Annotated in this window: 28 protein-coding genes and 1 tRNA gene; 10 read left to right on the forward strand and 19 right to left on the reverse strand. The window is 63.6% G+C overall.

The genetic code is table 11. The features are described 5' to 3' along the window. Positions 1-6: 6 nt before the first annotated feature. The 4 genes from B6V73_RS01355 to B6V73_RS01370 form a co-directional block, all read right to left on the reverse strand. Complete coding sequence (locus B6V73_RS01355; RefSeq protein ID WP_088724500.1) at positions 7-1,083, reverse strand: ABC transporter ATP-binding protein; 1,077 nt, start codon at positions 1,081-1,083, stop codon at positions 7-9. A gap of 11 nt (positions 1,084-1,094) precedes the next feature. Next, positions 1,095-1,904, reverse strand: a complete 810-nt coding sequence (locus B6V73_RS01360) for an ABC transporter permease (RefSeq protein ID WP_075774834.1) — start codon at positions 1,902-1,904, stop codon at positions 1,095-1,097. Positions 1,905-1,911: 7 nt separating this feature from the next. Further along, entirely contained in the window at positions 1,912-2,808 is an 897-nt protein-coding gene (locus B6V73_RS01365; RefSeq protein ID WP_075774835.1) for an ABC transporter permease, read from the reverse strand. 163 nt (positions 2,809-2,971) lie between these two features. Further along, positions 2,972-4,390, reverse strand: coding sequence for a PLP-dependent aminotransferase family protein (locus B6V73_RS01370; RefSeq protein WP_088718589.1), 1,419 nt, complete (start codon positions 4,388-4,390; stop codon positions 2,972-2,974). A gap of 87 nt (positions 4,391-4,477) precedes the next feature. Between B6V73_RS01370 and B6V73_RS20385 the strand changes: the two genes are divergently transcribed. Next, positions 4,478-4,666, forward strand: coding sequence for a DUF1127 domain-containing protein (locus B6V73_RS20385; protein WP_109171954.1), 189 nt, complete (start codon positions 4,478-4,480; stop codon positions 4,664-4,666). Between the two features lie 85 nt (positions 4,667-4,751). Here the strand turns inward: B6V73_RS20385 and B6V73_RS01380 are convergent, their stop codons facing one another. The 4 genes from B6V73_RS01380 to B6V73_RS01395 all read right to left on the reverse strand — a co-directional run bounded on the left by B6V73_RS01380 (position 4,752) and on the right by B6V73_RS01395 (position 9,853). Then, entirely contained in the window at positions 4,752-5,489 is a 738-nt protein-coding gene (locus B6V73_RS01380) for a Hint domain-containing protein (RefSeq protein ID WP_088724321.1), read from the reverse strand. A gap of 214 nt (positions 5,490-5,703) precedes the next feature. Continuing rightward, positions 5,704-7,980 (reverse strand): Hint domain-containing protein, encoded by a 2,277-nt coding sequence (locus tag B6V73_RS01385; RefSeq protein WP_168174846.1) that lies wholly within the window; start codon positions 7,978-7,980, stop codon positions 5,704-5,706. Positions 7,981-8,859: 879 nt separating this feature from the next. Continuing rightward, positions 8,860-8,943 (reverse strand) — tRNA-Leu (locus B6V73_RS01390). Positions 8,944-8,989: 46 nt separating this feature from the next. Further along, positions 8,990-9,853 (reverse strand): neutral zinc metallopeptidase, encoded by an 864-nt coding sequence (locus tag B6V73_RS01395; protein WP_088724322.1) that lies wholly within the window; start codon positions 9,851-9,853, stop codon positions 8,990-8,992. Between the two features lie 135 nt (positions 9,854-9,988). Here B6V73_RS01395 and B6V73_RS01400 point away from each other — a divergent pair, with 135 nt between their 5' ends. The 5 genes from B6V73_RS01400 to B6V73_RS01420 all read left to right on the forward strand — a co-directional run bounded on the left by B6V73_RS01400 (position 9,989) and on the right by B6V73_RS01420 (position 13,730). Continuing rightward, positions 9,989-10,567, forward strand: coding sequence for a YqaA family protein (locus tag B6V73_RS01400; RefSeq protein ID WP_075774840.1), 579 nt, complete (start codon positions 9,989-9,991; stop codon positions 10,565-10,567). Positions 10,568-10,575: 8 nt separating this feature from the next. Then, positions 10,576-11,070, forward strand: a complete 495-nt coding sequence (locus B6V73_RS01405) for a disulfide bond formation protein B (protein WP_199224636.1) — start codon at positions 10,576-10,578, stop codon at positions 11,068-11,070. Between the two features lie 61 nt (positions 11,071-11,131). Beyond that, positions 11,132-12,034: a PfkB family carbohydrate kinase gene (locus tag B6V73_RS01410; RefSeq protein WP_088724323.1), complete on the forward strand. Its 903-nt coding sequence runs from the start codon at positions 11,132-11,134 to the stop codon at positions 12,032-12,034. Continuing rightward, complete coding sequence (locus B6V73_RS01415; protein ID WP_088724324.1) at positions 12,031-12,951, forward strand: pseudouridine-5'-phosphate glycosidase; 921 nt, start codon at positions 12,031-12,033, stop codon at positions 12,949-12,951. Before B6V73_RS01410 ends, B6V73_RS01415 begins: the two co-directional genes overlap by 4 nt. Positions 12,952-13,028: 77 nt before the next feature. Continuing rightward, entirely contained in the window at positions 13,029-13,730 is a 702-nt protein-coding gene (locus B6V73_RS01420) for a DUF502 domain-containing protein (RefSeq protein WP_075774844.1), read from the forward strand. Here the strand turns inward: B6V73_RS01420 and B6V73_RS01425 are convergent. From B6V73_RS01425 to B6V73_RS01475, 11 genes are all read right to left on the reverse strand, one after another. Then, positions 13,712-14,749, reverse strand: a complete 1,038-nt coding sequence (locus B6V73_RS01425; RefSeq protein ID WP_088724325.1) for a patatin-like phospholipase family protein — start codon at positions 14,747-14,749, stop codon at positions 13,712-13,714. The genes B6V73_RS01420 and B6V73_RS01425 overlap by 19 nt on opposite strands. 86 nt (positions 14,750-14,835) lie before the next feature. Beyond that, on the reverse strand, positions 14,836-16,056 hold the full coding sequence (locus B6V73_RS01430) for a cysteine desulfurase (protein ID WP_075774846.1): 1,221 nt from the start codon (positions 16,054-16,056) through the stop codon (positions 14,836-14,838). Positions 16,057-16,064: 8 nt separating this feature from the next. Beyond that, positions 16,065-16,658: a YIP1 family protein gene (locus B6V73_RS01435; RefSeq protein ID WP_088724326.1), complete on the reverse strand. Its 594-nt coding sequence runs from the start codon at positions 16,656-16,658 to the stop codon at positions 16,065-16,067. After that, a complete protein-coding gene (locus tag B6V73_RS01440) occupies positions 16,658-17,149 on the reverse strand; it encodes a Yip1 family protein (RefSeq protein ID WP_075774848.1) in 492 nt (163 codons plus the stop codon). Before B6V73_RS01440 ends, B6V73_RS01435 begins: the two co-directional genes overlap by 1 nt. A gap of 9 nt (positions 17,150-17,158) precedes the next feature. Beyond that, positions 17,159-18,436: a Fe-S cluster assembly protein SufD gene (gene sufD / locus B6V73_RS01445; RefSeq protein WP_088718583.1), complete on the reverse strand. Its 1,278-nt coding sequence runs from the start codon at positions 18,434-18,436 to the stop codon at positions 17,159-17,161. Further along, positions 18,436-19,209 carry a Fe-S cluster assembly ATPase SufC gene (gene sufC, locus B6V73_RS01450; protein WP_075774850.1) on the reverse strand — a complete coding sequence of 258 codons (774 nt, stop codon included), beginning with the start codon at positions 19,207-19,209 and terminating at the stop codon, positions 18,436-18,438. The genes sufD and sufC overlap by 1 nt, the downstream gene beginning before the upstream one ends. A gap of 9 nt (positions 19,210-19,218) precedes the next feature. Further along, positions 19,219-19,533 carry a heavy metal-binding domain-containing protein gene (locus B6V73_RS01455; protein WP_075774851.1) on the reverse strand — a complete coding sequence of 105 codons (315 nt, stop codon included), beginning with the start codon at positions 19,531-19,533 and terminating at the stop codon, positions 19,219-19,221. A gap of 52 nt (positions 19,534-19,585) precedes the next feature. Further along, on the reverse strand, positions 19,586-20,119 hold the full coding sequence (locus tag B6V73_RS01460) for a hypothetical protein (protein ID WP_088724327.1): 534 nt from the start codon (positions 20,117-20,119) through the stop codon (positions 19,586-19,588). A gap of 99 nt (positions 20,120-20,218) precedes the next feature. Further along, positions 20,219-21,739, reverse strand: a complete 1,521-nt coding sequence (gene sufB / locus B6V73_RS01465) for a Fe-S cluster assembly protein SufB (protein ID WP_075774853.1) — start codon at positions 21,737-21,739, stop codon at positions 20,219-20,221. A gap of 18 nt (positions 21,740-21,757) precedes the next feature. Next, the gene (locus B6V73_RS01470; RefSeq protein WP_088724328.1) at positions 21,758-22,801 is read right to left on the reverse strand and encodes a cysteine desulfurase family protein; all 1,044 of its coding nucleotides are present in this window, start codon (positions 22,799-22,801) and stop codon (positions 21,758-21,760) included. A 144-nt stretch (positions 22,802-22,945) separates the two neighbouring features. After that, a complete protein-coding gene (locus B6V73_RS01475; protein WP_075774855.1) occupies positions 22,946-23,404 on the reverse strand; it encodes an Rrf2 family transcriptional regulator in 459 nt (152 codons plus the stop codon). Between the two features lie 255 nt (positions 23,405-23,659). Between B6V73_RS01475 and B6V73_RS01480 the strand changes: the two genes are divergently transcribed. From B6V73_RS01480 to B6V73_RS01495, 4 genes are read left to right on the forward strand one after another with little or no spacing between them, the layout of a single operon-like run. Beyond that, complete coding sequence (locus B6V73_RS01480) at positions 23,660-24,337, forward strand: alpha/beta hydrolase (RefSeq protein ID WP_075774856.1); 678 nt, start codon at positions 23,660-23,662, stop codon at positions 24,335-24,337. Beyond that, positions 24,337-24,600 (forward strand): hypothetical protein, encoded by a 264-nt coding sequence (locus B6V73_RS01485; protein WP_075774857.1) that lies wholly within the window; start codon positions 24,337-24,339, stop codon positions 24,598-24,600. Before B6V73_RS01480 ends, B6V73_RS01485 begins: the two co-directional genes overlap by 1 nt. After that, a complete protein-coding gene (locus tag B6V73_RS01490; RefSeq protein ID WP_088722800.1) occupies positions 24,597-25,034 on the forward strand; it encodes a hypothetical protein in 438 nt (145 codons plus the stop codon). Before B6V73_RS01485 ends, B6V73_RS01490 begins: the two co-directional genes overlap by 4 nt. Beyond that, positions 25,031-25,621 carry an HD domain-containing protein gene (locus B6V73_RS01495; protein WP_088724329.1) on the forward strand — a complete coding sequence of 197 codons (591 nt, stop codon included), beginning with the start codon at positions 25,031-25,033 and terminating at the stop codon, positions 25,619-25,621. The genes B6V73_RS01490 and B6V73_RS01495 overlap by 4 nt, the downstream gene beginning before the upstream one ends. Positions 25,622-25,690: the final 69 nt, after the last annotated feature.

Below are 25,690 nucleotides of genomic sequence, written 5' to 3' on the forward strand. Positions count from 1 at the left end.
CCCCGGTCACCGGAACAGAACGAGCGCTCCGGGCGACCATGCGACGCGGGTGCGGGTGCCGACTTCCAGCACGGGGCGGCCGAACACGTTGCGCATCGAGATACGGACCGGTTTTTCGGTGCCGTCGAGGCGCACGTCGTAATAGGTCATGTCGCCGTAATAGACGACCTCGTCGATCGTGCCGGGCGCTTCGCGGTCGGAGGCCTGTTGGCCTTCGTAAAGCAGCGTCAAGGTTTCCGGGCGGAAGCCCACCGCGGCGCCATCGCCCGCAGGTGCGATCGAGATCTGGCTCGGCGCGACTTCGAGCCGTCCGAGACCTGCGACCTCTGCGGTGACCGCTTCGCCGGGCCCATCCGTGACCGTCGCGGGCAGGAAATTCATCACCCCGATGAAATCGGCCACGCGACGCGAATTGGGGCGACCATAGAGCACTTCCGGGTCGGCGAGCTGGGCGATCTCCCCCTCGAACATTACCGCGATCCGGTCCGACATGACCAGCGCCTCTTCCTGATCGTGGGTCACGAGAACGAAGGTGATGCCGACCTCGCGCTGCAGCTTGATCAGCTCGACCTGCATCTGCTCGCGGATCTTGCGGTCGAGCGCGGAGAGCGGCTCGTCGAGCAACAAAACCTTAGGCTTAAGGATCAGCGCGCGGGCCAGCGCCACACGCTGCCGTTGCCCGCCCGAGAGCGCATGGGCCGCGCGGGAGCCGTAGCCCTTGAGTCCCACCATCTCGAGCGATTCCTCGACCAGCTTGGCCTTCTCCGATTTCGAACGCGGATCGCGTCGCAGGCCGAAGCCGACATTCTCGGCCACGCTCAGATGCGGGAAGATCGCGTAGGACTGGAACACCATATTGGTGGGCCGCTTGTTCGGCGGAACGCCCACCATCGTCTTGCCGTCGATCAGCACCGCGCCTTCCGATATCTCCTCGAATCCCGCGATGGTGCGCAGCAGCGTGGTCTTGCCGCAGCCCGAGGGACCGAGCAGCGAGAAGAACTCGCCTGCGCGGATCTCCGCGGTGATGCCGCGCAGCGCGTGATAATCGCCGTAATATTTATGAACGTCCTGAAAGGCGATCATCGGTTTATCGGTCACAGGAAACCTCCGGTATCCTTGGCGCCGGTCCGTTTGACCCCGCGCCGGCGGAAGAATTCGGCCACGCTCAGAAGCAGGATCGAGGCCGCGACGAGGCAGGTGCCAAGCGCCATGATGACCGGGATCGCTGACGGGAAACGCAGCTGGGAAAAGATATAGGTGGGCAGCGTGGGCTGATTGCCCGCGAGGAAGAAGGCCACGATGAACTCGTCGAGCGAGATCGTGAAGGAGATCAGGAAGGCCGAGATGATACCGGGCATTACCAGCGGCAGAACGATCAGGCGGAAGGTCGACATTCGCGTCTCGCCCAGATCGACCGCCGCCTCTTCCAGCGACTGATCCAGCGTCGCGAAAGCCGTCTGCAGGACCGCGATGGCATAGGGCAGCGAAATGATCACATGGCCGAGGATCACCGTCGCGATCGACAGGTTCACCTTCAGCACTTCGAGCATCACCAAGAGCAGCGACATCCCCATCAGGATATCGGGCAGCACCATCGGCAGCAGGATCAGCCCCATGATCCCGCCCTTGCCCTTGAAGCGGTAGCGCGTCGAGGCGCGGGCGGCGAAAACCGCGAGGATCGTGGCGCCCGCCGAGGAGGTCAGCGCGATGATCAGCGAATTCGACAGCGCGTGGCGCAGCGTGTCGTTCTCGGCCATTTTCGCGAACCAGTCGGTCGTGAAACCCTTCAGCGGAAAGGCAATGATCGTGCCATCGTTGAAAGCGAACAGCGGCAGCAGGAAGATCGGCGCGTAGAGGAAGATCAGGTAGGCGATCGCGTAAATCTTGAGGGACGGTATTTTCATGCGCGGCTCACTTTCCGACCTTCAGGAAGCGGCGGTTGAGCCACAGGAAGACCAGCGACAGGGCCGCGACCACGAGCAGCGAACTGACCGCAATGGCCGAGCCCAGCGGGCGATTGTCCAGGGGTAGCATCTGCGCCTGAATGAGGTTCGCGACCATCGGCATCTTGCCGCCCCCGATCAGCTCGGGCGTGACGTAATCGCCGACCGTCGGGATGAACACGATCAGCGTCGCGGCTACGACACCGGGCATCGCCAAGGGCAGTGTCACGCGCAGGAAGGTGCGCCAGCGGCTCTCGCCCAGATCCTGCCCCGCCTCCAGCAACGAGCGGTCGATCTTCTCGAGGCTCACGAAAATCGGCAGGATCGCGAAGGGCGCATAGGCATGGGCCAGCGTCAGCGCGATCGCCCCCACCGAATTGAGCATCTGCAGCGGATCGGCGATTAACCCGTTCGGCCCGATGATCCCGATCCCCTCCAACGCGGAATTGATCACGCCATTATAGCCAAGGATCACCTTCCACAGAAACACGCGGATCAGATACGACGTCCAGAACGGGATGGTGATCAGAAAGATCCAGCGCGCCTTGCGGTTCGGCGCCAGACCGAAGCTCAGATAATAGGCAATCGGGAAGGCCAGCGCGACCGTGACCAGCGTCACCAGCCCCGCCACCAGCAGCGAGCGAACCAGAATCACGCGAAAGATCGGATCGGTCCATGTGGCGATGTAATTCTGCACGGTGAATTCATGCACCACCGTCAGATAGCCATCCTTGAAGAAGGAATAGGCGAGGATCGTGACCAGCGGCGCGGCCAGCAAAAGAACGGCATAGAGGAAGGGGGGCGAAATCAGCGCATAGCCCTGCGCGGACTCGCTGCGCAGCCAGCTCTCCCCTTTACCCGCCATCCATCTCTCCCGATTTGCACCCGTCTCGGGCGTCGTTGGCTGTCACGAAAGCACAAGGGCGCGGGCGTGAAAAGAGGGCAAGCGCCCCTACTCGCGCAAGGGCAAGGCAGATGCCGTAATTTTGTGCAGCGCGCTTCGGCGGCGCGGCGTCAGGCCTCAGCCCTCAGACCGGCAGATCGTCGGGCATCCGCTCCAGCAGCCCCGTCAGCGTTCGCAGCGCGGTACGGAAGCGCTCTTCGGGGACCGAGCCCGCCATCGCGATGCGCACCGCGTTGGGCGCCTGCCCGTCCTGCACGACATATTCATCGGCCGAGCGCAGCAGCACGCCTTCCATCTCCGCCATGCGCGCGAAGGTGGAGCCACGCCAGCCCATCGGCAGCTTCAGCCAAAGGAAGCTCAGCCCCGGAAGCCAGTTGAAATCCTGTCCCGCCAGCGATTGCACCGTCATCTGCAACCGCCGACCCATTTCCTCCTGCGCGGCATAGCGCAGACGCATCGCCTCGCCGCTCTCGAAGAGCCGGGCGACCATGTCGGTGATCGGCCGTGCGAGGCCGAAGAAGCTGTGCTGGGCGGCTAGCCGCCCCACTTCGCCCATGCCTTCGGGGGCTGCGACGATGCCGAAGCGCATGCCCGCCGAGATCGTCTTCGACAGAGATGTGATATGCCAGCTGCGCTCGGGCGCGATCACCCGGAAGCTCGGCAGGCCGGTGACCGGCGCGGTGTAGCAATCGTCCTCTATGATCTGCAGGTCATGGCGGCGCGCGACCTCGACCAGCGCCTCGCGGCGCGCGACATCCATCCGGCCCGCCGTGGGGTTCTGTGCGTCGGGCGTGATGCAAACGATCTGGCCGCCATGTTTGCGGCAGGCCGCGTCGAGCGCATCGGGCATCATCCCCTGCTCGTCGATGGCCACGGGATGGACCTCTGCGCGGTTGAGCCGTGCGGCGTGACGGAAGCCGGGATAGGCCAGCTCCTCGATATAAACGCCGGGCCGATCGCCACGCAGGCAGGTCTGCATCACGAGGTTGATCCCGTTCTGCCCGCCATGGGTCAGCACAAGGTCATCCGCGTTCAGGATCGAGGCGAGCGAGCAATCTTTCGGAAACCAGTCGAGCACCGCCTCGCGGCAATAGGCGTCGCGGCGCAGACCGGGATATTGCAGGTAGGTCTTGCCGATCGAGCGCGCAGCTTCCTCCATCGCCCATTGTAAGGCTTTTGTCTGGCCGACATCGGGCAATTGTGGCGATCGAAGGTTGACCAGATCGTCCGGGGTTGCGTCGATCTCCTCCCCGGTATGGCGGTAAAGTGGCTCGCGCGGGCCGAGTCGCTGCGTTTGTGTCGATACAAAGGTGCCGCGTCCCACCTTGGCCTCCAGCAGCCCCTCCTGCGTGGCGATTTGGTAGCCCCGCGCGACCGTGCCGGGCGTCACCCCCAGTGACCACGCCAAGTCCCTGACAGTAGGGAGTTTTGCGCCCGGTTTCAGGTCTCCGCGACGGATCCCTTCGCGCAGCGCGCGCACCAGCGCGAGATATTTCGGTCCGGCGATATGGGCGAGTTGAGGAGACCAGCTTGTATCAGTCACAATATTTCTCTGGTTGCTTATTTTGAGATATTGTATCCCTCGTATAGCAACAAACGCCACTTTGTATCAATACAGAAAGGCATCGCAATGTTTACCCTGTCGCGGACTCGTCCCGTTCCCGCTCGTCATGGCCGCCTGAGCCTGATCGCGCGCGTTGCGCGCGTCCTCGAAGCGCGCCGTTCGCGGATGGCGCTGGAGAAACTCGATGACCATCTGCTCAAAGATATCGGAATCAGCCGGGAGATTGCCCGGCAAGAAGTGCGCCGCTTCCTGTGACGCGAACGATCCGGGCAATTCCCCTGACCGGAATCGTCTATTGGCCGGGCCTAAGTGCCCGGCTCTTTTTTGCGGTTGATGAAAATCACTCGGTGGGGTGCGTCTCGGGCAAGGCGGCCTCGGCGTCGCGCCGGGACAGATCGGGGCGCAGCGCCAGAAGCTCCGCCCGCTGCGCCGCATCGAAGCCCGCCAGCATCGCCAACTCCGGTCGGAAACTCTCGACCCATAGTCCGTCGCAGAGCAACATTTCCGGCGCGTCGAGTAGCAGTTGCAGATAGCGCACGCCGCCCGCCGCCCGCTCGGCCTCGACCCCGTCCAGCCCGACAAGCTCTTGCGCGGAAACGAGATTCCCCCGTAGCGGCGACATCAGACGGTGATTGGGTGATACGCACATATCCTGCACCGGATGCCCCTCGCCAAGCGCGCCCGCGCGGATACGCACCGGGCACAGCAGAGGATTGAGCGCGAGATCGGCAGCCGTGAACACTCGTGAACCGATCCAGCGCAGCGTCTGAACGCCGGACTCGCGCGTCACCAGCCGCGCACCGGGGCGCAAATCGCCCGCAGGAACACCGCCAGACTCGGTTGCGACCCGCGTCTCGGGCGTCACGCAGGGAATGGCCGCGCGAAACGCAGCGATGGAGCCGGAAAAAACCGTCTCTCCCGATGCGTCAAACCCACTGATGTGGCCGTCCGTCTCGTCATGGCTGTCGAATTCCAGGCGCAGCGACTCGGTGCGCGCCATCGCGGTACATCGCAGCCCCTGAGCCGGCGATTGCGCTAAAATCTCCGCGATATCCGTTGCGCGCATGCTCCGCGTCATCCGATCCTCCTGCCTCCCAGCAGTCGAGGCCCCCTTCCATCACACGATAGCGACAAAACCCTGAGGCGAAAACGCGTGATGGCGTCTCTACGTGCGGATTAGCGGAAACGAATTGTTCGAGTTGCGGAAACAACACGGCAGCGCCGCGCCCCGGAAACATCCCGGACGCGGTCGCAGTTATTGGGCTGGCGGGGCCTCTGACGAGGCCTGCGCGTCAGCTCATGCGCAGGACGTTGGCTTCATGCTTCTTGAGCGTCTTGCGCGCCGCCTGATAGGCCTCGCGGCCCTTCGCGGTCTGCAGTTCCGGGAAGATCTCGAAGATTTCCTGACGCTGCGAATTGCCCATCCCGCCGAGCGTCTGGTCGCCGGGCTGGAAGCTCTCGGTCCAGGCACCATTGGCGAGCAGGACCTCGTGGCGGTCGAACATGAAGTGCAGGTAGCTGGTACCCAGCGTCTCCACCGTGTCCACGCCCTGATTGCCGACGAGATGCTTGGCCGCGACGAGAACCTCGTGCTCTTCGAAATAGAGCGCAGTCTTGTCATTGGCGACGAGCATTCGGTGGTTCGGCGAGACCATCATGTCGCGCTCGGGCAGGTCGTTGCCGAGCGAGCCCTTGCGGATCAGCACCGGCTTGAGATGCGGTGCGCGCGCGAGCTGCTCATGCGTCATGTCGGCGCGGCCGGCCCAGCGGACCTCCTGAATGCCGTTATCGCGGGTCAGGACCTTGTCGCCTTCGCGCAGCGTCTCCACCGGAACCTCGCCACGCGGCGTCGCGATCAGAGTACCCGGCGTGAAGCAGGGGATGACCTCTTCCATGTTGGAGAATTCGAGCGTACCGGTGACATTGCCCGAGCCGTCGAGGAAGTCGACCGTCCCGGCATAGGTGCTGACACCCGAGACCGGATCGTAATCGGTGACCGTGGAATGAACACGCAGCGGCCCCGCGCCCTGCAGGTCGAGCGTGTCGTAATCGTCGCCGCCTTCGCCGCCGTCGAGCGTGTCTCCGATGCCATCGGTCGAGGACCCCACGATGAACAGATCGCGATCGTCGCCACCGGAGACGGTGTCCGCATCCGCGCCGCCATCGAGCGTATCGTTACCCTGGCCGCCATCGAGACTGTCCGATCCGTGACCGCCCTCCAGCGTGTCGTTGCCTTGCTGACCGTAGAGCACGTCATCGCCCAGACCGCCCATCAGGCTGTCGTCGCCGGGCTCGCCCGGATCATTTTCCACCGGGCAGGTGTCATAGGTCATGTCGGTGATCGAGATCGCCTGATCCGTCGCCCCGCCATTCGAATAGGCGATGCTCAGCTTTGCGGTCGGATCATTGATGGTGACCTTGACCGAACCGATCTTGTCGTCCTGATACAGGCTGCCGTCGTCCTGATCGCCACCGGTGATGGTGTAGGTGCCGTCGCCATTGTCGGTGACCGTCTGGTTGCCCTCGGGATCGATCGTGATCGCGACCGGGTTGCCGTCGGCATCGACGGCCGAGAGCGTCACGACATCGACATGGTCGTCATAGCTGTCCGAACGATCGAGATCGTTGATCCGGAAGCTCAGCCCCTGAACTTCACCGGTGTAATCGCTATTGTCCGAAGAGAAAGTCAGGACGGTCGTCGAGGTCGGCGACACACCGCCTTCGCAATCGCCGCCCGCACCGTAGAGCTGCAGCGCCGAGCAGCTGTCGAAGTTCTCGCCAGCTTCGGTATATTGCGCAGAGGTCGTCAGCGTCGCCTTCGCCCCGTAATCCTGCGACTGGAAGTCGAAATGGACCTTGGTCTCGCCCAGATCGACAGTCTGGTCCTTCACCTCGCCGCAATCGGTCTGGAAATGGCTCCAGTCCACGGTTTCCGAGACCGGATCGGCCGCGGGGCCACCGGCCGGATCGTTGTCGCCATAGATCGTGTCGTTTCCGGCATCGCCCGAGATCGTGTCGTTGCCGCCCTCGCCATAGATCAGATCGTCGCCCTGGCCGCCCTCGACGGAGTCGTCGCCCTGACCGGCATAGACCGTGTCATTGCCGTCGCCCGCGATGATGTAGTCGTCATTCGGCGCGGCGCCCGGGAGGATCGCGTCGTTATTGTCGACCATGTCGCCTTCGGGATCGCCGGTGTAATGATCGTCGATCAGGTCGCCGCCGGAGGTGCCTTCGACGATACCGTCGGGCGCGCTCACGTTGATCGTGACGGTCGCGGTGTCGTAACCGCCCTGCCCGTCATAGATCTTGTAGGTAAAGCTGTCGGTGCCGGAATAGTTGGGATCGGGCGTGTAGGTGATCGTGCCATCGGCATTCACCGTGACCGAGCCATGCGCCGGGTCGCTCGCCCACTGCACCTTGAGCGGGTCGCCATCGGGGTCGCTGTCATTCGCGAGAACGGCGATCGTCTGCGCGGTGTTGTACTTAACGCTCGCGCTGTCGTTGGTAGCATTCGGATCGGAATTCTTGTCGCAATCATCGTCGTCGTGATGATAGTAGAAATAAGTCATCCCCAACTCTCCTTTGCCGTCCGCTTGGCTCCCTGGCCCCGCGCCGTGGCGTATCTTCCCTAGGGCGCAAAGCGGCGGCGCCGTGACGTGTCCGGATCCGAAGTCCGAACGTGTTTTTTGAGAAGAATTGGCCAGCGTCGGCGCGCGCGGGCGCTGCCGGCAAAGTCGCCGCAGATCGCTCTGCGTCTCCTTTGCCCTCATGGTCGAGGCCGTTATGGATCGGTCCCCTTGGCAGCGCCGGGCGAGCTCTCTTTCGACAACTCTTCTCTTTGGCCACCCCCATGGCCAATCGCCCCCCAGCAGGGCTTGGCCTCAATCTGCCCTCGCGACCGCCACAAAGAAAAGGGGAATTTGCCGCTTTCTTGCCTCATTTCGAGGAAATGCCCGGGAAACGGTCATCAATAATCCGAATCGCGAAGTGACTGTTTTTAAACACCGTTTCCGTTTGCCAAAAGATCGACCTATCTTTTTGGACAGGAAATCTGCCTAAGTTTCGCCACATTTAAACCGGTGGTTGAAAGTTATTTCTCGGACCCGTTTCGAAAGGCGAAAAACTGTTTTCGATTTAGCGACAATAACCGGGCGAGTTTGTTTCCTGGGAGGCCCCCAATCGCAGCGATATTTCTCCCACGGATAAGTCTTAATTGTCCTCGACCGCGCCGCAATCCGGTATCTCACACCCGTTTGTTCTGAGAACGAAACGAGATTACTTCGAATCATCTTTTGCTAACCACGTTCCAAGACGCCGCTTTTCACCATGACGCCAAATTTGGACAAAATTTTGCGAGCCCGGAAAACGCGGGCCCGACAAGACATAGGAACGAAGATGCGCCGGCCGGGTCACCATCGGCGCGCGGATCTGTCATTTTGCGGAAGGTCTGGTGCCCGAGGTCGGACTCGAACCGACACGCCTTGCAGCGGCGGATTTTGAATCCGCTGCGTCTACCATTCCGCCACTCGGGCCCAGTCCGAATCCTCTAGCGCGCAGCCGCGCCCGAGGCAAGTACGCTTAGAGGTTACGCGTTGAAAACGTGTCGCATTGTTTGAGCTCACCGCTCAGATAGCCCCGCTCGAACCAGCGTTGCCGTTGAGCGGAGCTGCCATGGGTGAAGCTGTCGGGCATCGGCACCCGGCCGGCCTCGCGTTGCAGCGTATCGTCCCCGATCCGTGCCGCGGCATTGATGGCCTCCGCGATGTCGCCCGGCTCGATCGCGCCGATCTGATCTTCGGCGCGGCGCGCCCAGATTCCCGAGAAGCAATCGGCCTGCAACTCGATGCGCACCGAGAGCGCATTAGCCTGCGCCTCGGAGCTTTGCGCGCGCACTTCGTTAACTTTACCGAGAATCCCCAGCTCGTCCTGCACGTGGTGGGCCACCTCATGCGCCACGACATAGGCGGCGGCGAAATCGCCCCGCGCGCCGAGCTGCTGGCTCAGCGTGTCGAAAAACGCCGTATCGAGATAGATTTTCTGATCGCCCGGACAGTAGAACGGCCCCGTCGCGCCGCTCGCATTGCCGCAGGGCGATTGCGTGACCCCGCTAAAGAGTACCAGCACCGCCGGATCGTATTGCCGTCCCAGGTCGGATTGGAACACGCCCTGCCAGACCTCCTCGGTATCGGCCAGCGTCACCGAGACGAAATCGCCCATCGCCTTCTCGCGTTCGCTCAGCTCGCCCGATTGCGTGATCACCGGCCCCGAGCCCGACCCGCCATCGAGCAGCGGCGTCAGATCGACCCCGAGGAAATAGGCCACCACGATGATCGCGACCACGCCAAGGCCGCCGCCGCCCAGACGGATTGCGCCGCCCCCTGCCCTGCGCTGGCCGCGCCGGTCCTCGATATTGCGGCTGCCGCGCCGTCCACGCCATTGCATTTGCGAATGCCTCCCTCGCTTTTTCGTGAAGTCTAGCGCGAGGCCCGCAAAAGCAAAGGTGCGACGCGCGTGACTTGACCTTGCGGCCCGCGCGGGAGATGAAGCGATCCGAGCAGCAAGGAAAAGGATGCCGCCATGATCCGCCGCATCTACGACTGGACGATGGCCCGCGCGAGCCACCCGCATGCGATGTGGTATCTCGCCGCCGTCGCCTTCATCGAGGCCTCGGTCTTCCCGATTCCTCCGGATGTGCTGATGATCCCGATGATCCTCGCCCGGCCCTGGGCGGCGTGGCGCATCGCGCTGGTGGCGACGCTGTCGTCGGTCGCGGGCGGCTGTCTGGGCTACCTGATCGGTTATGGTTTCATGGACGCAATCGGCAGGCCGGTGCTGGACTTCTACGGCAAGGCGGACGATTTCAACACACTCGCCGCCCGGTTCAACCAGATGGGCGGCTGGGCCGTGCTGATCGCAGGTGTCACGCCTTTCCCCTATAAGGTGATCACGATCTTCGCGGGCGCCACGAACCTGAGCCCGGTTCTCTTCCTCGGCGTCTCCTTCATCGCCCGCGCGCTTCGCTTCTTCGTGGTCGCTGGCCTCCTTTGGAAATTCGGCGAGCCGATCAAGACCTTCATCGAACGTTGGCTCGGCCCGCTCTTCACTATCTTCGTCATCCTGCTGATCGGCGGGTTCTATCTTCTGAAATATCTCTGAGGCCTCCGATGCAAGATCGCCTGCAAACCCTGACCTCTTTCCGCGGCCTCGTCGGCCTCGCCGCCGCAGGCTCCGCCGTCGTGCTGGCCGGGGCCTTCGTGTTTCAGGCCTTGGGCTATGCGCCCTGCCACCTGTGCCTGCTACAACGCTGGCCGCATCTGGTCGCGATCCTGATCGGACTTGCGATCCTCGCCTTCCGCCTGCCCGGCTGGACTGCGCTTCTGGGCATGCTGGCGGCGCTGACGACCTCGGTGCTGGGCTTCTATCATTCGGGCGTCGAGCGGAAGATCTTCCAAGGTCCGACCGATTGCACCTCGAATGGCGTCGACACCACCGTCTCCGCCGCCGACCTGCTCAAGCAGATCAACGAGGCCCCGCTGGTGCGCTGCGACGAGATTCCGTGGGACATCTTCGGCATCACCATGGCGAACCTCAACGCAATCGGCTCGCTCGTTCTTGCGGGCATCTGGCTCTGGGCGTTCCTCAAGTCGCGCCGCGCCTGAGCCACCCGAGCGGGGGCCAAGCCCCCTTGCCCCGCTCCCGAAACCGCGCCAAGAACCGCGCATGAGCGAATCCAGACCTGATATTCTGTGCATCGGTTCGGTCCTGTGGGACATCATCGGCCGCGCCTCGGTGCATATGCACGAGGGCTCCGACGTGCCGGGGCGGATCGAGCGGCTGCCCGGCGGCGTTGCGATGAACATCGCGATGACGCTCCATCGGTTTGGGCTCAAACCGGCCGTGCTGACCGCGCTCGGGCGCGACAGCCAGGGCAACGACCTGATCCGGACCGCCGAGGTGCTGGGCGTCGATTGCAGCTATCTCTACCGCTCCGACGACCTTCCGACCGACCGCTACATGGCGATCGAAGGGGCGAACGGGCTGATCGCGGCCATCGCGGATGCGCATTCGCTGGAGGCGGCGGGCGAGAAGATCCTCGCACCGCTTTCCGACGGGCGGCTCGGCACGGAAAACGAGCCGTGGACTGGCGCCATCGCACTCGACGGCAACCTGACCGAGGCTCTGCTCAGCCAGATCGCGCATTCGCCGCTGTTCGCCAAGGCCGACCTGCGCGTGGCGCCTGCCAGCCCCGGCAAGGCGGAAAGGTTGATGCCGCTTCTGACGCATCCGGCGGCGACGCTTTACGTCAATCTCGAAGAGGCGGGCATCCTGTGCCAGGGCCGCTTCGACAGCGCCCAGCACGCCGCCGAAACGCTACTGGAGCGCGGGGCGCAGCGCGTGCTCGTGACGGATGGCGGCAAGGCGGCCGCCGACGGAAGTGCTGTCGCGGGCAACGTGATCGCCTCGGCGCCGCCCCCCGTCCTCGTGACCCGCGTGACCGGCGCGGGTGATACTTTCATGGCCGCGCATCTCGTGGCCGAACAGCGCGGCGCGGTTCGTGAGGAGGCGCTGGAGCGCGCTCTGACCGCTGCCGCGCGCTACGTTTCCGGAGAACTGGCCACATGACCGCCCCCCTCACCTTCGCCGCCGAAGTCGCTGATGCGAAAGCACAAAACCGTCCCATCGTCGCGCTGGAGTCGACGATCATTACCCACGGGATGCCCTATCCGCAGAATCTTGAAACCGCGCAGGCGGTCGAGGCCGAGATCCGCAAGGCGGGCGCGGTACCGGCCACGATCGCGGTGATGGGCGGCAAGATCCATATCGGGCTTGAGCCGGAGGAACTGGAGCAGCTCGCGCAGACCAAGGACGCGATGAAGGTGAGCCGCGCCGATCTGGCGGTGTGCCTCGCGAAGGGCGCGACCGGGGCCACCACCGTCGCCGCGACGATGATCTGCGCGAACCTCGCGGACATCGACGTCTTTGCCACCGGCGGGATCGGCGGCGTCCATCGCGGTGCCGAAGACAGCTTCGACATCTCCGCGGACCTTCTGGAACTGGCACAGACTCCGGTCAGCGTGGTCGCGGCCGGTGCGAAGGCGATCCTCGATCTGCCGAAGACGCTCGAAGTGCTGGAGACCCACGGCGTGCCGGTCATCGCCTACGGGCAAGACGCCTTCCCCGCTTTCTGGTCGCGCAATTCCGGCCTTCCCGCGCCTCTGCGCGCCGATAGCGCCGCCGAGATCGCCAAGTCACAACTCGCGCGCGCGTCGCTCGGTCTGCCGGGCGGCCAGCTGATCGCGAACCCGATCCCCGAAGAAGCCGAGATTGCCCGCGAAGAGATCGTGCCGGTGATCGAACAGGCGCTGAGCGAGGCCGAGGCGCAGGGCATCGCGGCGAAGGCCGTCACGCCCTTCCTGCTGTCGCGCATCTTCGAACTGACCGAAGGCCGCTCGCTCGAGGCCAATATCGCCCTCGTTCTGAACAATGCCCGTCTGGCTGCCGCAATCGCGGGCGAAATCATCACAGCTCGCGGCGCCTGATACGCGGACCATTGCTCATCGTGGCGGCGCTGCCTAGATAGCAGGCAACGCATCGCCACGAGAGGGCGCATCCTGACATGACCAAAGACGATTCCCATCCGCGCCGCCGCTCGCGTTTCGGCGCGCTGCGCGCCTCCTTCTTTACCGGGTTGATCGTCGTCGCGCCGATCGGCCTGACGATCTGGCTGATGTGGACGATGGCCGGTTGGGTCGACGGCTGGGTGCTGCCGCTGGTGCCGCCCGAGCTGCGCCCCGAACGCTATATCGGCATCAATGTACGCGGGCTCGGCGTCATCATCTTCCTGGTATTCACGGTCATCGTCGGCTGGCTCGCGAAGGGCTTCTTCGGCCGCACGATGATCCGCTTCGGCGAAAGCATCGTCGACCGGCTGCCCTTCGTGCGCACGGTCTATAACGGTCTCAAGCAGATCGCGGAAACGGTGCTCAGCCAGTCCGAGGGCAAGTTCGACCGCGCCTGCATCATCGAGTATCCGAGCGAGGGCCTGAAAGCGATCGCCTTCGTGTCGTCGACCGCGAAGGGCGAGATCGCGGCACAGGCCGAGGATGGCGACCCGCTGATCTCGGTGTTCCTGCCGACGACGCCGAACCCGACCTCGGGCTTCCTGCTCTTCGTGCCGGAATCGAAGGTCACCTATCTCCAGATGTCGGTCGAGGATGCGGCGAAGCTGATCATCTCGGCGGGTCTCGTCTATCCGCAGCCCAAACCGGTGAAGGAGCCGCGCAAGTCGAAGGCGAAGATTCAGTCGAACAACGCCTGAAGGTCGGTCGACGCCTCTTTGCCGATCTTGTCGGCGTGAGCTTCGAGCCAGCGATCCGCCGCCGCCCGGCCTGCCAGTTTCAGCTTTGCCAGCATCCCCCATTCGGGAAGGATCTTGGACTTCGCACCCAGCTCGGTCATGACGTCGTCATCGGCGATCATGTGGATCAGCACATCCTTCATCGACCCCTCCGGCAGCCGGTCTTCGCGGATCAGCCGATGCACGAAATTGATCGCGCGCAATTCCCGCAGCAGCGAGGTGTTGAAGCTGATTTCGTTGATCCGCTCGTCGATCTGCGCGGGCGTCCGGGGGATCTCGTCGCGCCAGAGGGGGTTGATCGAAATCACCACGACGTCGCGCGGATAGGCGGGTTCGAACAGCGGGAAAAGCGGCGGATTTCCGGTATAGCCGCCATCCCAATACGCCTCTTTGCGGCCCGTCTTCGGGTCGTCGATTTCGACCGCCTGGAAAATCTCGGGCAGGCAGGCCGAGGCGAGGATGGCATCCGCTGTAATTTCTTCGCCGGTGAAGACACGGACCTTGCCGGTGCGCACATTGGTCGCCGAGACATGCAGCCGTGGCCCCTCTTCCGCGCAGACATCGCGATAACGGAACCGTTCGACCACCGAGCTCAGCGGATTGACGTAGAACGGCCCTGCATCATAGGGCGAAAAGACGCGCGACATGCCGTCGATGAAGGCCGCAGGGGTGAAAGCGTCGAACCAGCGTTTCAGCGCCTCGGTGCCGGGCACTTGCGCGGGCATCAACCGCTCGAGCCGCAGATCGACGCTTTCGGCCACCTGGCTCCAAAGTTCGTCGAGCGACTCGCGCGCGCCCTGACGGCCAGCTCGCGCATAGCCCGCCTTGAACGCGGCCCCGTTCAGCGCCCCGGCAGAGGTGCCGGAGATCGCCGCGTAGTCCAGCCAGTCTTCATCCAGAAATCGGTCGAGAACGCCCCAGGTGAACGCGCCATGCGCGCCCCCGCCCTGCAATGCGAGATTGATGCTCTTGCGGTTCATCGGCTCGGCCCTTTCGCTGCCCGCCTCCCTGTCGCAGATTTATGCTGCGGCGCAGCAAAAGCAAGTCTCTCGCCCGGGCGGTCGCCTCAGCCTAGCAGATCGTGGCAGAGTTCCAGCGCGGAAATCAGCGCATCGGCCTCTTCGCGGGTGTTATACATCCCGAAAGACGCGCGCGCCGTGGCGGAAACGCCCAGCCATTCCATCAGCGGCCCGGTGCAATGTTGCCCCGCGCGCACCGCGACGCCCCGCTTGTCGAGGATGGTCGAGATGTCATGCGGATGCGCCGGCCCGTTCAGCGTGAGCGAGAAGATCGCGCCCTTGTCGGGCGCGGTGCCCTGCTGGTTGAGCCAGTTCAGCCCGCTCAGTTTCTCGGCCGTATAGTCGCGCAGATCGCGCTCATGCTCGGCGATGTTCTCCATCCCGATCCCCATCAGGTAATCGAGGGCGACGCCCATGCCGATCTGCTGCACGATGCCGGGCGTGCCAGCCTCGAATTTCATCGGCGGCGTATTGTAGATCACCGTATCGCGGGTAACGGTGTCGATCATGTCGCCGCCGCCAAGGAATGGGCGCATCTCGAGCATCCGGTCGCGGTGAATGAAGAGCGCCCCGGAACCGCTTGGCCCGTATAGCTTATGTCCGGTGATGACGTAGAAATCGCAGCCCAGATCGTCGATGTCGACGGGGCCATGCACTGCCGCCTGCGAGCCATCGACCAGCGTAGCGATCCCGCGGGCGCGCGCTGCCTGCGCGATCGGTTTCACATCGACCCGGGTGCCCAGCACGTTCGACATATGGGTGATCGCGATCAGCTTTGTACGCGGCGTGATCGCCTCCAGCACCTTTTCGGGCGGCAGCGAGCCATCGGCCTCGGGCTCCACCCAGACCAGCTTCACGCCCTGCCGCTCGCGCAGGAAATGCCACGGCACGATATTGGCGTGGTGCTCCATCACCGACAGGATGATCTCGTCGCCCGGCTCGAGGTTCGGCGCCCCCCAGGCGTAGCTCACTAGGTTGATCCCCTCGGTCGAGCCGGTGGTGAACACGATCTGCTCTTCATCTGCGACATGCAGGAAGCGCGCGACGATCCCGCGCACGCTCTCGTATTTCTCGGTCGCGATATTGGACAGCGTATGCAGCCCGCGATGCACGTTGGAATAGTCGTGCTCGTACATCTGCGTCATCGCGTCGATCACGACGCGCGGCTTCTGCGCCGAGGCCCCGTTATCGAGGTAAACCAACGGCTTGCCGTTCACTTCTCGCGTCAGGATCGGGAAATCCGCGCGGATTTTTTCGATATCATACATGGAGCACCTCAGAGTGACGCGGGGTCTGCGGGCATTTGCACGAGGCCGGTCGAGACCAGCACGATCCCCGCGATCATCGCCGAGCCCAGAAAGGTCAAGATAACCCCGAAGCCGGTCGCCAAGGGGTTTTCGAACCCGTGCAGAACCATCGTGAACTGCACCAGCAAGTAGAACATCAGCGCCACCAGCAGCACCGACATCAGAGTGGCCGAGATCGGGAAGAACACCATAAGCACGACCTGGATCATCTGACCAATCATCAGAACGAATTCAATCCAGGTCAGAAGCAGCAGCGCATCCGATAATTTCCCATTCCCGCCAAAGCGTTGGCCGACGAAAGACATAGCGAAGGCGCCATAGACCAGAAGGGCTGCCTGCAGCCCCACGACGGTCAGCGGCGGCGTCACCGTGCCGATATCGACCTTGGTGATGAACGAGAACACCAACTGCGCGAGCGTGCCGAGGATCGCCGTCATCACGACAACCAGCACCATCGCCATGAACCGCGCATTGCCGCTCAGATTCAGCCCGATCAAATCGCGCGCAACCGATTTGGGATCGGTGAAGCTGCGGATAAGCCATTCTTTAAGGTCGGGCTGCATCAGTTTGTTTTTCCTTCGAATTCCACCACCCGCAACGCTGCGCCCCATAGCAGGACGAAGGCTACGGTCACAAGCGCGGAGACGAGCGAAAGTTCCGCGCCGCGTCCGATGAACCCCGCGACCAGCCCTTGCAACAACATCAGCGGCGAGACCACCAGAAGCGACCAGAACAGCGCGACGCGCGCACCATACCAGCTTCCCTGCCCGCCAAGGAGGCGCAGCACAAGGTGGCTCAATGCCGCAATCGCGTAGAAAACGGGCACGGTGGCCAGCAGCGCCAGCACCGTGCCCATCATCAGCCCGACCATCGGCTGGTCGGGCATCTCATGGGCGATCCGCGACAACCGCGGCCATTGCGCGATGAAGATCACGGTCAGCGCCGCAAGCAGGAAGACCAGCGCGCGCGGCTCGGAAGCCGGGCGCGCGAGATGCTCGCGCATCACCACGCGCGGACGCCGGTAGCTGCGCCGGATATCGTCGGTCGCGGACATCGCGGCGCCTCAGCCGCGATGGCGCGAAAGCCACCCTTCCAACCGGGTGAGGATCGCATCGCGGAACCGCTCTTCCTCAATCTCTTCAATGGCATCGGCCACGAAGCTCAGAACCAGAAGCGCGGTGGCTTCCTCTTCCGGCACGCCGCGCGAGCGCAGGTAGAAAAGCGCCGTCTCGTCGATCGCGCCGGTGGTCGAGCCGTGCGAACACTGCACGTCATCGGCGTAGATCTCGAGTTCCGGCTTCGCGAGGAACTGGCTGTTCTCGTCGAGCAGCAGGGACTGGCTGATCTGGTAGCCATCGGTCTTCTGCGCGCCCGGCTTCACGAGGATCTTGCCCTGGAAGATGCCCTCGGCGCCGTTCTTCAGCACTTTCTTGAAGACCTGACGGCTCTCGCCGCGCTCGGCCCCGTGGGTGATGAAGACGGTGTCGTCGTGGTGGAACTTGCCGGTCTTGCCATCGCCAAGAGCCGCGCCCGCGACATGGGCGTTCGCGTCGTCGCCCACGATGTCGATCACGCATTCATTGCGCGTCAGCACCCCGTTCGAGGTCAGCGTGAAGCTCTTGAACAGGCCCTCTTCCGCGACGCGGGTGAAGATCGAGGTGATCGCACGACGCTCATGGTCGCGGCCCTGCACGCGGATGTGGTGGAATTTCGCGTGTTTCGCGACATCCACTTCCATCAGCTGGTTGAAGCGCGCCCCGGCCGGGCCGTTCTCCAGAACCGTGATCTCCGCGCCCTCTTCCAGCTTCACGAGGTGATGAAGGATCGGGTCGGAACTCTCTGACTCATGGGTATAAATCAGGCTCACGGGTTTCTCGGCGGCACCGGTCACGCGGATCAGCACGCCATCGGTCGCCGACGCGGTGTTGAGCGCCGCGAAGGGACGCTTCACCGGGTCCTGACCGTTGGCTTCCAGCGTGCCGTAAAGGCTGCTGGCCCAGTTCACGTCGGGCGCATCGGCAAGACGCAGGATTTCGACACCGGACATCGCCAGATCGTCGGAGGCCTCGGCATCGAAAACACCGTCGCGGAATACGATCTTCAGCCGATCGATTTCCCCGAAGATTTCGGGCTCGTCATCCGCGAAGGGCGCGGCGGGCACCGGATCGGGCGCGATGAAATCGGTCGGGTTGGTCCAGCGCCAGTATTCGTCGCGACGGCCCGGCAGGCCCATCGCGTTCAGACGGTCCAGCGCGGCGCGACGTTGCGGCCCGAAGCCCTCGGGCAGAGAAACGCGCGCCAGCCGCGTCTCGGCGGGGGTCATTTTCTCGACTGCCGACATTACGCCATCACCTCCGAGATCCCGTGTTTTGCGAGCAGGTCGGCATAGCCGTTCTTTTCGACCTCGAGAGCCAGTTCCGGCCCGCCGGTCTCGATGATGCGGCCATCCGCCATGATGTGGACGACATCGGGTTTGATATGGTCGAGCAGGCGCTGGTAGTGGGTGATCACGAGGAAGGAACGGCCCTCGTCGCGCAGCGCGTTCACGCCTTCGGCCACCAGACGCATCGCGTCGACGTCGAGGCCGGAGTCGGTCTCGTCGAGGATGCACATCTTCGGCTCGAGGATCGCCATCTGAAGGATTTCGTTACGCTTCTTCTCACCGCCCGAGAAACCGACATTGACCGGGCGCTTCAGCATATCGGCGTCGATCTTGAGCGATTTCGCCTTGCCGCGCACCAGTTTCAGAAAGTCGCCAGCGGAGATTTCTTCCTCGCCGCGCGCCTTGCGCTGTGCGTTGAGCGCGGTACGCAGGAAGGTCATGTTGCCGACGCCGGGAATTTCCACCGGATATTGGAACGCGAGGAACAGGCCTGCCGCCGCGCGCTCTTCGGGCTCGGAATCGAGCAGGTCGGTGTCGTTGAGATGCGCCTCGCCTTCGGTGACCTCGTAGCCATCGCGGCCCGAGAGCACGTAGGACAGCGTGGATTTCCCGGACCCGTTCGGACCCATGATCGCATGGACCTTGCCGGACTCGACGCTCAGGTTGACGCCCTTGAGGATCTGCTTGTCCTCTTCTTCCAGTTTGACGTGCAGGTTCTTGATATCAAGCATGGTTCTTCCTCAGGATACGGTTACAGCGGTGCCGGAGGCCGACACCATTAGCATGGATTGGCCGACGACCTCGTAGTCGAGATCGACGCCGACAACGGCATTCGCGCCCAGCTCGCGGGCGCGGTCTTCAAGCTCGCCAAGCGCCGTGGCGCGCGCGTCTTGCAATTTGGATTCGTAAGCGCCGGAGCGGCCACCGATGATGTCGGTGACCTGCGCGAAGATATCGCGGACGACATTGGCGCCCATGATGGCCTCGCCCACGACGATGCCATGATAGGTCGCGATCGGGCGACCCTCGATGGTGGGTGTGGTGGTGACGATCATGCGCTCTCTCCCCCTTGGCGACCCTTACGGGCCGCGGCGGGCGCGCATGGGGTCAGAAGCGGATCGTTGTCTCGGCGTAGCGCAGTGTGCGCGGCTCGAATTGCGCGGTCTGCTGCTCCACCCAGTCGGGCGTGAAGGCGAGCGCCGCCATATCCGGTTCCCAGAACGCGATATTGTGCAGCCCCACGAAGGCCAGCGCGACGCCCAGCAGCTGCACCGCCATCAGTTTCACCGAGGCGAGCCGCAGCACCATGCCAAGCCCGAAGGCCGTCAGCACCGCCGCGAACACGAGGACCAGATCCGGGTTGGAGCCGACCTTCTCGGCGAGTTCCGGCGTCAGAAAGCGCATCTTGAGCGCCGTCACGATCATCATCCCGATCGCGCCGACCATCAGCGCGGGCAGGACCTTGAACACGGCCAGCCGCGAGTGACGCGGCTTGGCGATGACCCGACGCAGCATCGCGGAATCGTTGGTCACCCAGGCTTCCTGATCGCCGATATGCAGCTGAATCCGGCCCTTCGCCGATTTCCGCGTTTTCTCGATCCGCGCGAGGCGATCGTTGAAGCTGGCGCTCGATATCGTCATGGTCCTCACCTATCCATTTGGACAGGTTAAGACATGCATAAGGATTATGCCCGAAATGGGGCAGATCCTCGGCAATTTCGATATTTGCGCGCGTGAAGATCACCCGACGCTCCCCTCCAGCGAGATCGCCACAAGGCTTTGAGCTTCCATCGCGAATTCCATCGGCAGCGCCTGAAGGACTTCGCGGCAGAACCCGTTGACGACAAGCGCCACGGCCTCTTCCTCGTCCATCCCGCGGGCGCGGCAGTAGAACAGCTGATCGTCATCGACCTTCGAGGTGGTGGCCTCGTGCTCGACCCGGCTCGAGTTGTTCTTCACCTCGATATAGGGAACCGTGTGCGCGCCGCATTTGTCGCCGATCAGCAGCGAGTCACATTGCGTGTAGTTGCGCGAGTCGGTCGCTTTCGGGTGCATCGAGACGAGACCGCGATAGGTGTTCTGCGCCTGACCAGCCGAGATGCCCTTGGACACGATCCGCGAGCGGGTGTCCTTGCCGAGATGGATCATCTTGGTGCCGGTATCGGCCTGCTGCCAGTTATTCGCGATGGCGATAGAGTAGAACTCACCCTGGCTTTCGTTGCCGCGCAGAATGCAGGACGGGTATTTCCATGTGATCGCGGAGCCGGTCTCGACCTGCGTCCACATCACCTTGGCGCGGTCGCCGCGGCAATCGGCGCGCTTGGTGACGAAGTTGTAGATGCCGCCCTTGCCGTCTTCATCGCCCGGGAACCAGTTCTGCACCGTGGAATATTTCACCTCGGCGTCTTCCTCGACGATGATCTCGACCACGGCCGCGTGCAGCTGCGCGGTGTCGCGCTTGGGCGCGGTGCAGCCTTCGAGATAGGACACGTAGGAGCCCTTGTCTGCGATGATCAGGGTGCGCTCGAACTGCCCGGTATTCTCCGCGTTGATGCGGAAATAGGTCGACAGTTCCATCGGGCAGCGCACGCCCGGCGGCACGTAGACGAAGGAGCCGTCCGAGAACACGGCGGAGTTCAGCGCTGCGTAGAAGTTGTCACCCTGCGGCACGACAGAGCCGAGATATTTCTTCACCAGCTCCGGGTGTTCCTGGATCGCTTCCGAGATCGAGCAGAAGATCACGCCCGCTTCGGCCAGCTTGTCCTTGAAGGTCGTGCCGACGGAGACGCTGTCGAACACCGCATCGACCGCGATCTGGCGATCTTCGAGGTTGATGTCCTCCGCCCCTTCGACGCCCGCGAGGATCATCTGTTCCTTCAGCGGAATGCCGAGTTTTTCATAGGTGGCGAGCAGCTTCGGGTCGACCTCGTCGAGCGACTTGGGCTTCTCGACCATGCTTTTCGGGCGCGCGTAGTAATACTGGTCTTGGAAGTCGATTTCCGGAACCTTCAGCAGCGCCCAGTTCGGCTTGGGCATATCTTCCCAGCGCGAGAAAGCTTGCAGACGCCATTCGGTCATCCACTCGGGCTCTTTGTTCTTGTCCGAGATCAGGCGGACGATATCCGTGTTCACGCCTTTCGGCGCGTATTCCATCTCGATATCGGTGTTCCAGCCGTATTTGTAGGTGCCCATATTCTGGACGGTCTCGACCGTCTCGCGATCGACGCCTTCACGTACTTCCACCTGATCAACGCCCGCCATATCCGGCTCTCCCATCTCTTACCCGCGCCGTGCGCGGTGTTTCGCTTCGCATTTCAGCCAGTGTTCGGCGAAACGCATGACATCTTCTTCGCGGCTCTGCGGCCCCAGCGAGACCCGCAATGCCGATCCCGCCTCGGTTTCCGAAAAGCCCATCGCGACCAGCGCGGCGGAGCTTTTGACCTTTCCGCTCGAACACGCGGAGCCTGCGGAGACCGCGAACCCGCCCAGGTCCATCTGCATCACCTGCGTCTCGCCCTTCCAGCCGGGCGTGATGAAGCAGGACGTGTTCGGAAGCCTGCGCGATTCATTCCCGACAAAAATAGTCTCGCTTGCCCGATCCGCAATGGCGTTTTCTAGAATGTTTCTAAGTTTTTCGATCTCGCGCCAGATTCCGCCCTCAAGATCACGCGAGGCTGCCTCGGCTGCCGCACCGAAGCCCGCGATGCCGATCAGGTTCTCGGTGCCGGCGCGGCGCCCCATCTCCTGACCGCCGCCCTTGAGCTGCGCCGCGATATCCGTGCCGCGCTTCACGATCAGCGCGCCGACGCCTTTCGGCCCGCCCAGCTTATGCGCCGAAACGATGCCGCAGGTGGTGCCGAGCCAGTTGAACGCAAACGGGAGCTTGCCAAACCCTTGGGTGAGATCGCTCAGATACAGGCCTTCGGGCAACTCCTGCACCACGCCGGTCTCGGAATTGGCCAGCTGCAGCGCCGAATTTGCGGGATCGGTGACGGTGATCCGCCCTGCCCGGTCCACAGGCAGATCCTCCACGCACCAGCTGCGCACCGCGTCATGCTCGACGCCCGCACAATGGACTTCGCGCCCGGCCAGCGCCAAGGCGGCGGCTTCCGTGGCGCCGGAGGTGAAGATCACGTCCTGTCCCTCTGCGCCCAAGGCGGCCGCCACCTGATTGCGCGCCCGCTCCATCAGTGCCTTCGCGGCACGCCCCTCGGAATGCACGGAGGATGGGTTGCCGACCACCTCCATCGCCTCGATCATCGCCGCACGGGCCTCGGGCCTCAGCGGCGTTGTCGCGTTCCAGTCGAGATAGCTGCGCGCCATGATACGCTCCGCGTGAATGAAATGTCGGATGCCTCCGGCGGGGATATTTGACCCAAGCCGAAGAAGAAAGGGCATGCCTTCGCCTCGGCGAAAATATCCCCCGCGAAGCGCCCGCGAGCGACCATCATGCCCGGACGGACGGGATCACTCGTCGACGACCGAAAACAGGCTCGGCACCGCCGGACAGGGTTTGAGCTGGTTCTTCACCACGTCTTCGAGCGTCGTCTGATGCAGGAAGACGAAGACCTGCGCCGAGAGGCTCTCCCAAAGACGGTTCGCCATCGACTGCGCCCGCGAACCCGAGATCGCGCCCGAGGCGCCGGCGCCGACATGCATCGCCGAGACGGTCTCGTCCACGGCCTCGAAGATCTCCGAGATGCGGATTTCCGCGGGCGTGCGCGCAAGACGGTAGCCCCCGCCGGGGCCGCGGACCGAATTCACCAGCCCCGCCCGGCGCAGCCGCACGAAGAGCTGCTCCAGATAAGGCAGCGAGATATCCTGACGCTCGGACAGCGCCGCCAGCGAGGTCCGGCTGCCTTCGCCCGCCAGCGCCAGATCGACCAGCGCGACCATCGCGTAACGGCCTTTCGTCGACAGTTTCATGCACCCTCCCCGGTCCGAGACCCATCCGAACCCGTATTTGACCGCAAATCGGCCCGAAAACTCTGCCCGCGCAGGAGTGAATCATTGCTAAAGCATTGACGCAAGCGCGAGGGCCGATTACCTCCACCAATGCCCGATCTCCCGGCATGGCGCCGGGGGTGGCTTTCTCCTAGGCCAGCCGCGCCGACCCGTCAAGAAAGGCGGATGCGCTGGCGGCCCCGGAACCCAGAGCTGGCGCAATAAAAACGAGAGACGATGCCCGAAGTCATTTTTCCCGGTCCCGAAGGTCGCCTCGAGGGGCGCTACCACCCGCAGCCCGCACCCGACGCGCCGATCGCGATCATCCTGCATCCCGATCCGCAGTTCGGCGGCACGATGAACAACCGCGTCGTCTACAACCTGCACTACGCCTTTTTCAAAATGGGCTTCACGGTTCTGCGCTTCAACTTCCGGGGCGTGGGCCGCAGCCAAGGCGAATACGATCAAGGCGTGGGCGAATTGTCCGATGCCGCCTCGGCTCTGGACTACCTGCAGGCGATGAACCCGAACTCGAAGCATTGCTGGGTCGCGGGCCATTCCTTCGGCGCGTGGATCGGCATGCAGCTGCTGATGCGCCGCCCCGAGATCACCGGCTTCATCTCCGTTGCCCCGCCCGGCCCGTCTTCGCCCGGCCCCGGCAATTACGATTATTCCTTCCTTGCGCCCTGCCCGTCCTCGGGTCTGATCATCAACGGCACGAACGACCGGATCGCGCAGCCGAAAGAGACCGAGCAGCTGGTCTCCAAGCTGCAGGAGCAGAAGGGCATCACGATCACCCATGAGGTCATCGAGGGCGCGGACCACTTCTTCAAGAACGAAGAAGCCCATATGCAGCCGATGATCGAGACCGTTCAGACCTATGTGCGCCGCCGGCTGACGGAGGGCACGCGCTGATGGCGCTGATCGACGAACTGGCCGAAAAGCTCGCCACCGACACGATGGAGGCGATGCGCAAATACGACGACGATCGCCTCTTCATGGAGGTGAGCAACTATATCGGCACGTCGTCGCCCTCCCTGCAGGAGGCCTACATGACCGCCTGTCGCCTGCACATGGCCGAGCAACGCGGCCGCGAATTCTTCGAGCGCAAGCTGGTGGAGTTGGAAAAACGCGCACAGGCGGCGGCGAAAACACCGGATTCCGGGACCGGGGCATGAGCCCGGGGGCGGCGCGCGTTCTCTTCGCGGCAGCCCTCTCCCTCGCCCTGTCGCTGATCATCGCGACGGCCTTTCATGCAGGCCAGATGCTCTGCGACGGCGACTGGGCCGGATCGCATTCGCGTGGCGAGGCGTTGCGGCTCGGGCTTGCAGACCTGCTCGCGCGGCCGCTGCACCTGATCGTCGTGGCGGTGCCGCTCTGGCTTGGCTGGACCGGGCTCCTGCTCGCCGCCGCGAACCGCGCGATCCCGCCGGTTCTGGGCATGGGCATCGTCGTTTTCTCTATCTTCGGCACGGTTCTGTTCTACGCTTTCGCGGCGCCGAACCTCGACTGTGCTGCCTATACCGATCGCGCGATGAGCTGGCGCGCGGGCGGTCTGTTCGCCTTCGTGGCGCTTCTTCTGCTTCTGCCCCGGCTCTGGAGACGTTCATGACCCGGCTCGATCAGCAATTCACCTTTCTCGCCGAAGCCGAGAAACTTAAATCGGTGACCCGCGCGACGCCGATCCACGACGCCTCGCGCCCCGAAAATTCCGGCGAGCATAGCTGGTCGCTCGCGCTTTATGCGCTGACACTGGCCGAGCAGGCGCCCGAAGGTGTTTCGATCGACCGGGTGATCCGCATGCTCCTGCTGCACGATCTGGTCGAGATCGACGTGGGCGACGTGCCGATCCACAGCCAAGGCGGCACGGCGCATGGCGCGGAAGACATCCAGAAGGCCGAAGCCGCCGCCGCCGAGCGCATCTTCGGACTGCTGCCTGAGGACCAGGGGGCAGCGATGCTGGCGCTGTGGCAGGAATTCGAGGCCAACGAGACCCCCGACGCGATCTTCGCGAAATCGCTCGACCGGGTGCAGCCGGTCCTGCTGAACCACCAGTCAGGCGGCGGCTCGTGGATCGATTACGATGTCAGCTTCACCCAACTCGAAGAGCGCATCGGCACCAAGATCTCCCGTGGCGCGCCCGCGGTGTGGGACTGGGTGCGCGATCGGGTCGAAGGCTGGTTCGCGGCGCGCAGCTGATGCGTGCAGCCCCTCAGCGCCCGTTGCATGGGGATTTCGGGCAACCTCCGTATACAATCGCATACCGTC

This window comes from Thioclava sp. JM3 (assembly GCF_002213185.1).
GTDB classification, from domain to species: Bacteria; Pseudomonadota; Alphaproteobacteria; order Rhodobacterales; family Rhodobacteraceae; genus Thioclava; species Thioclava nitratireducens.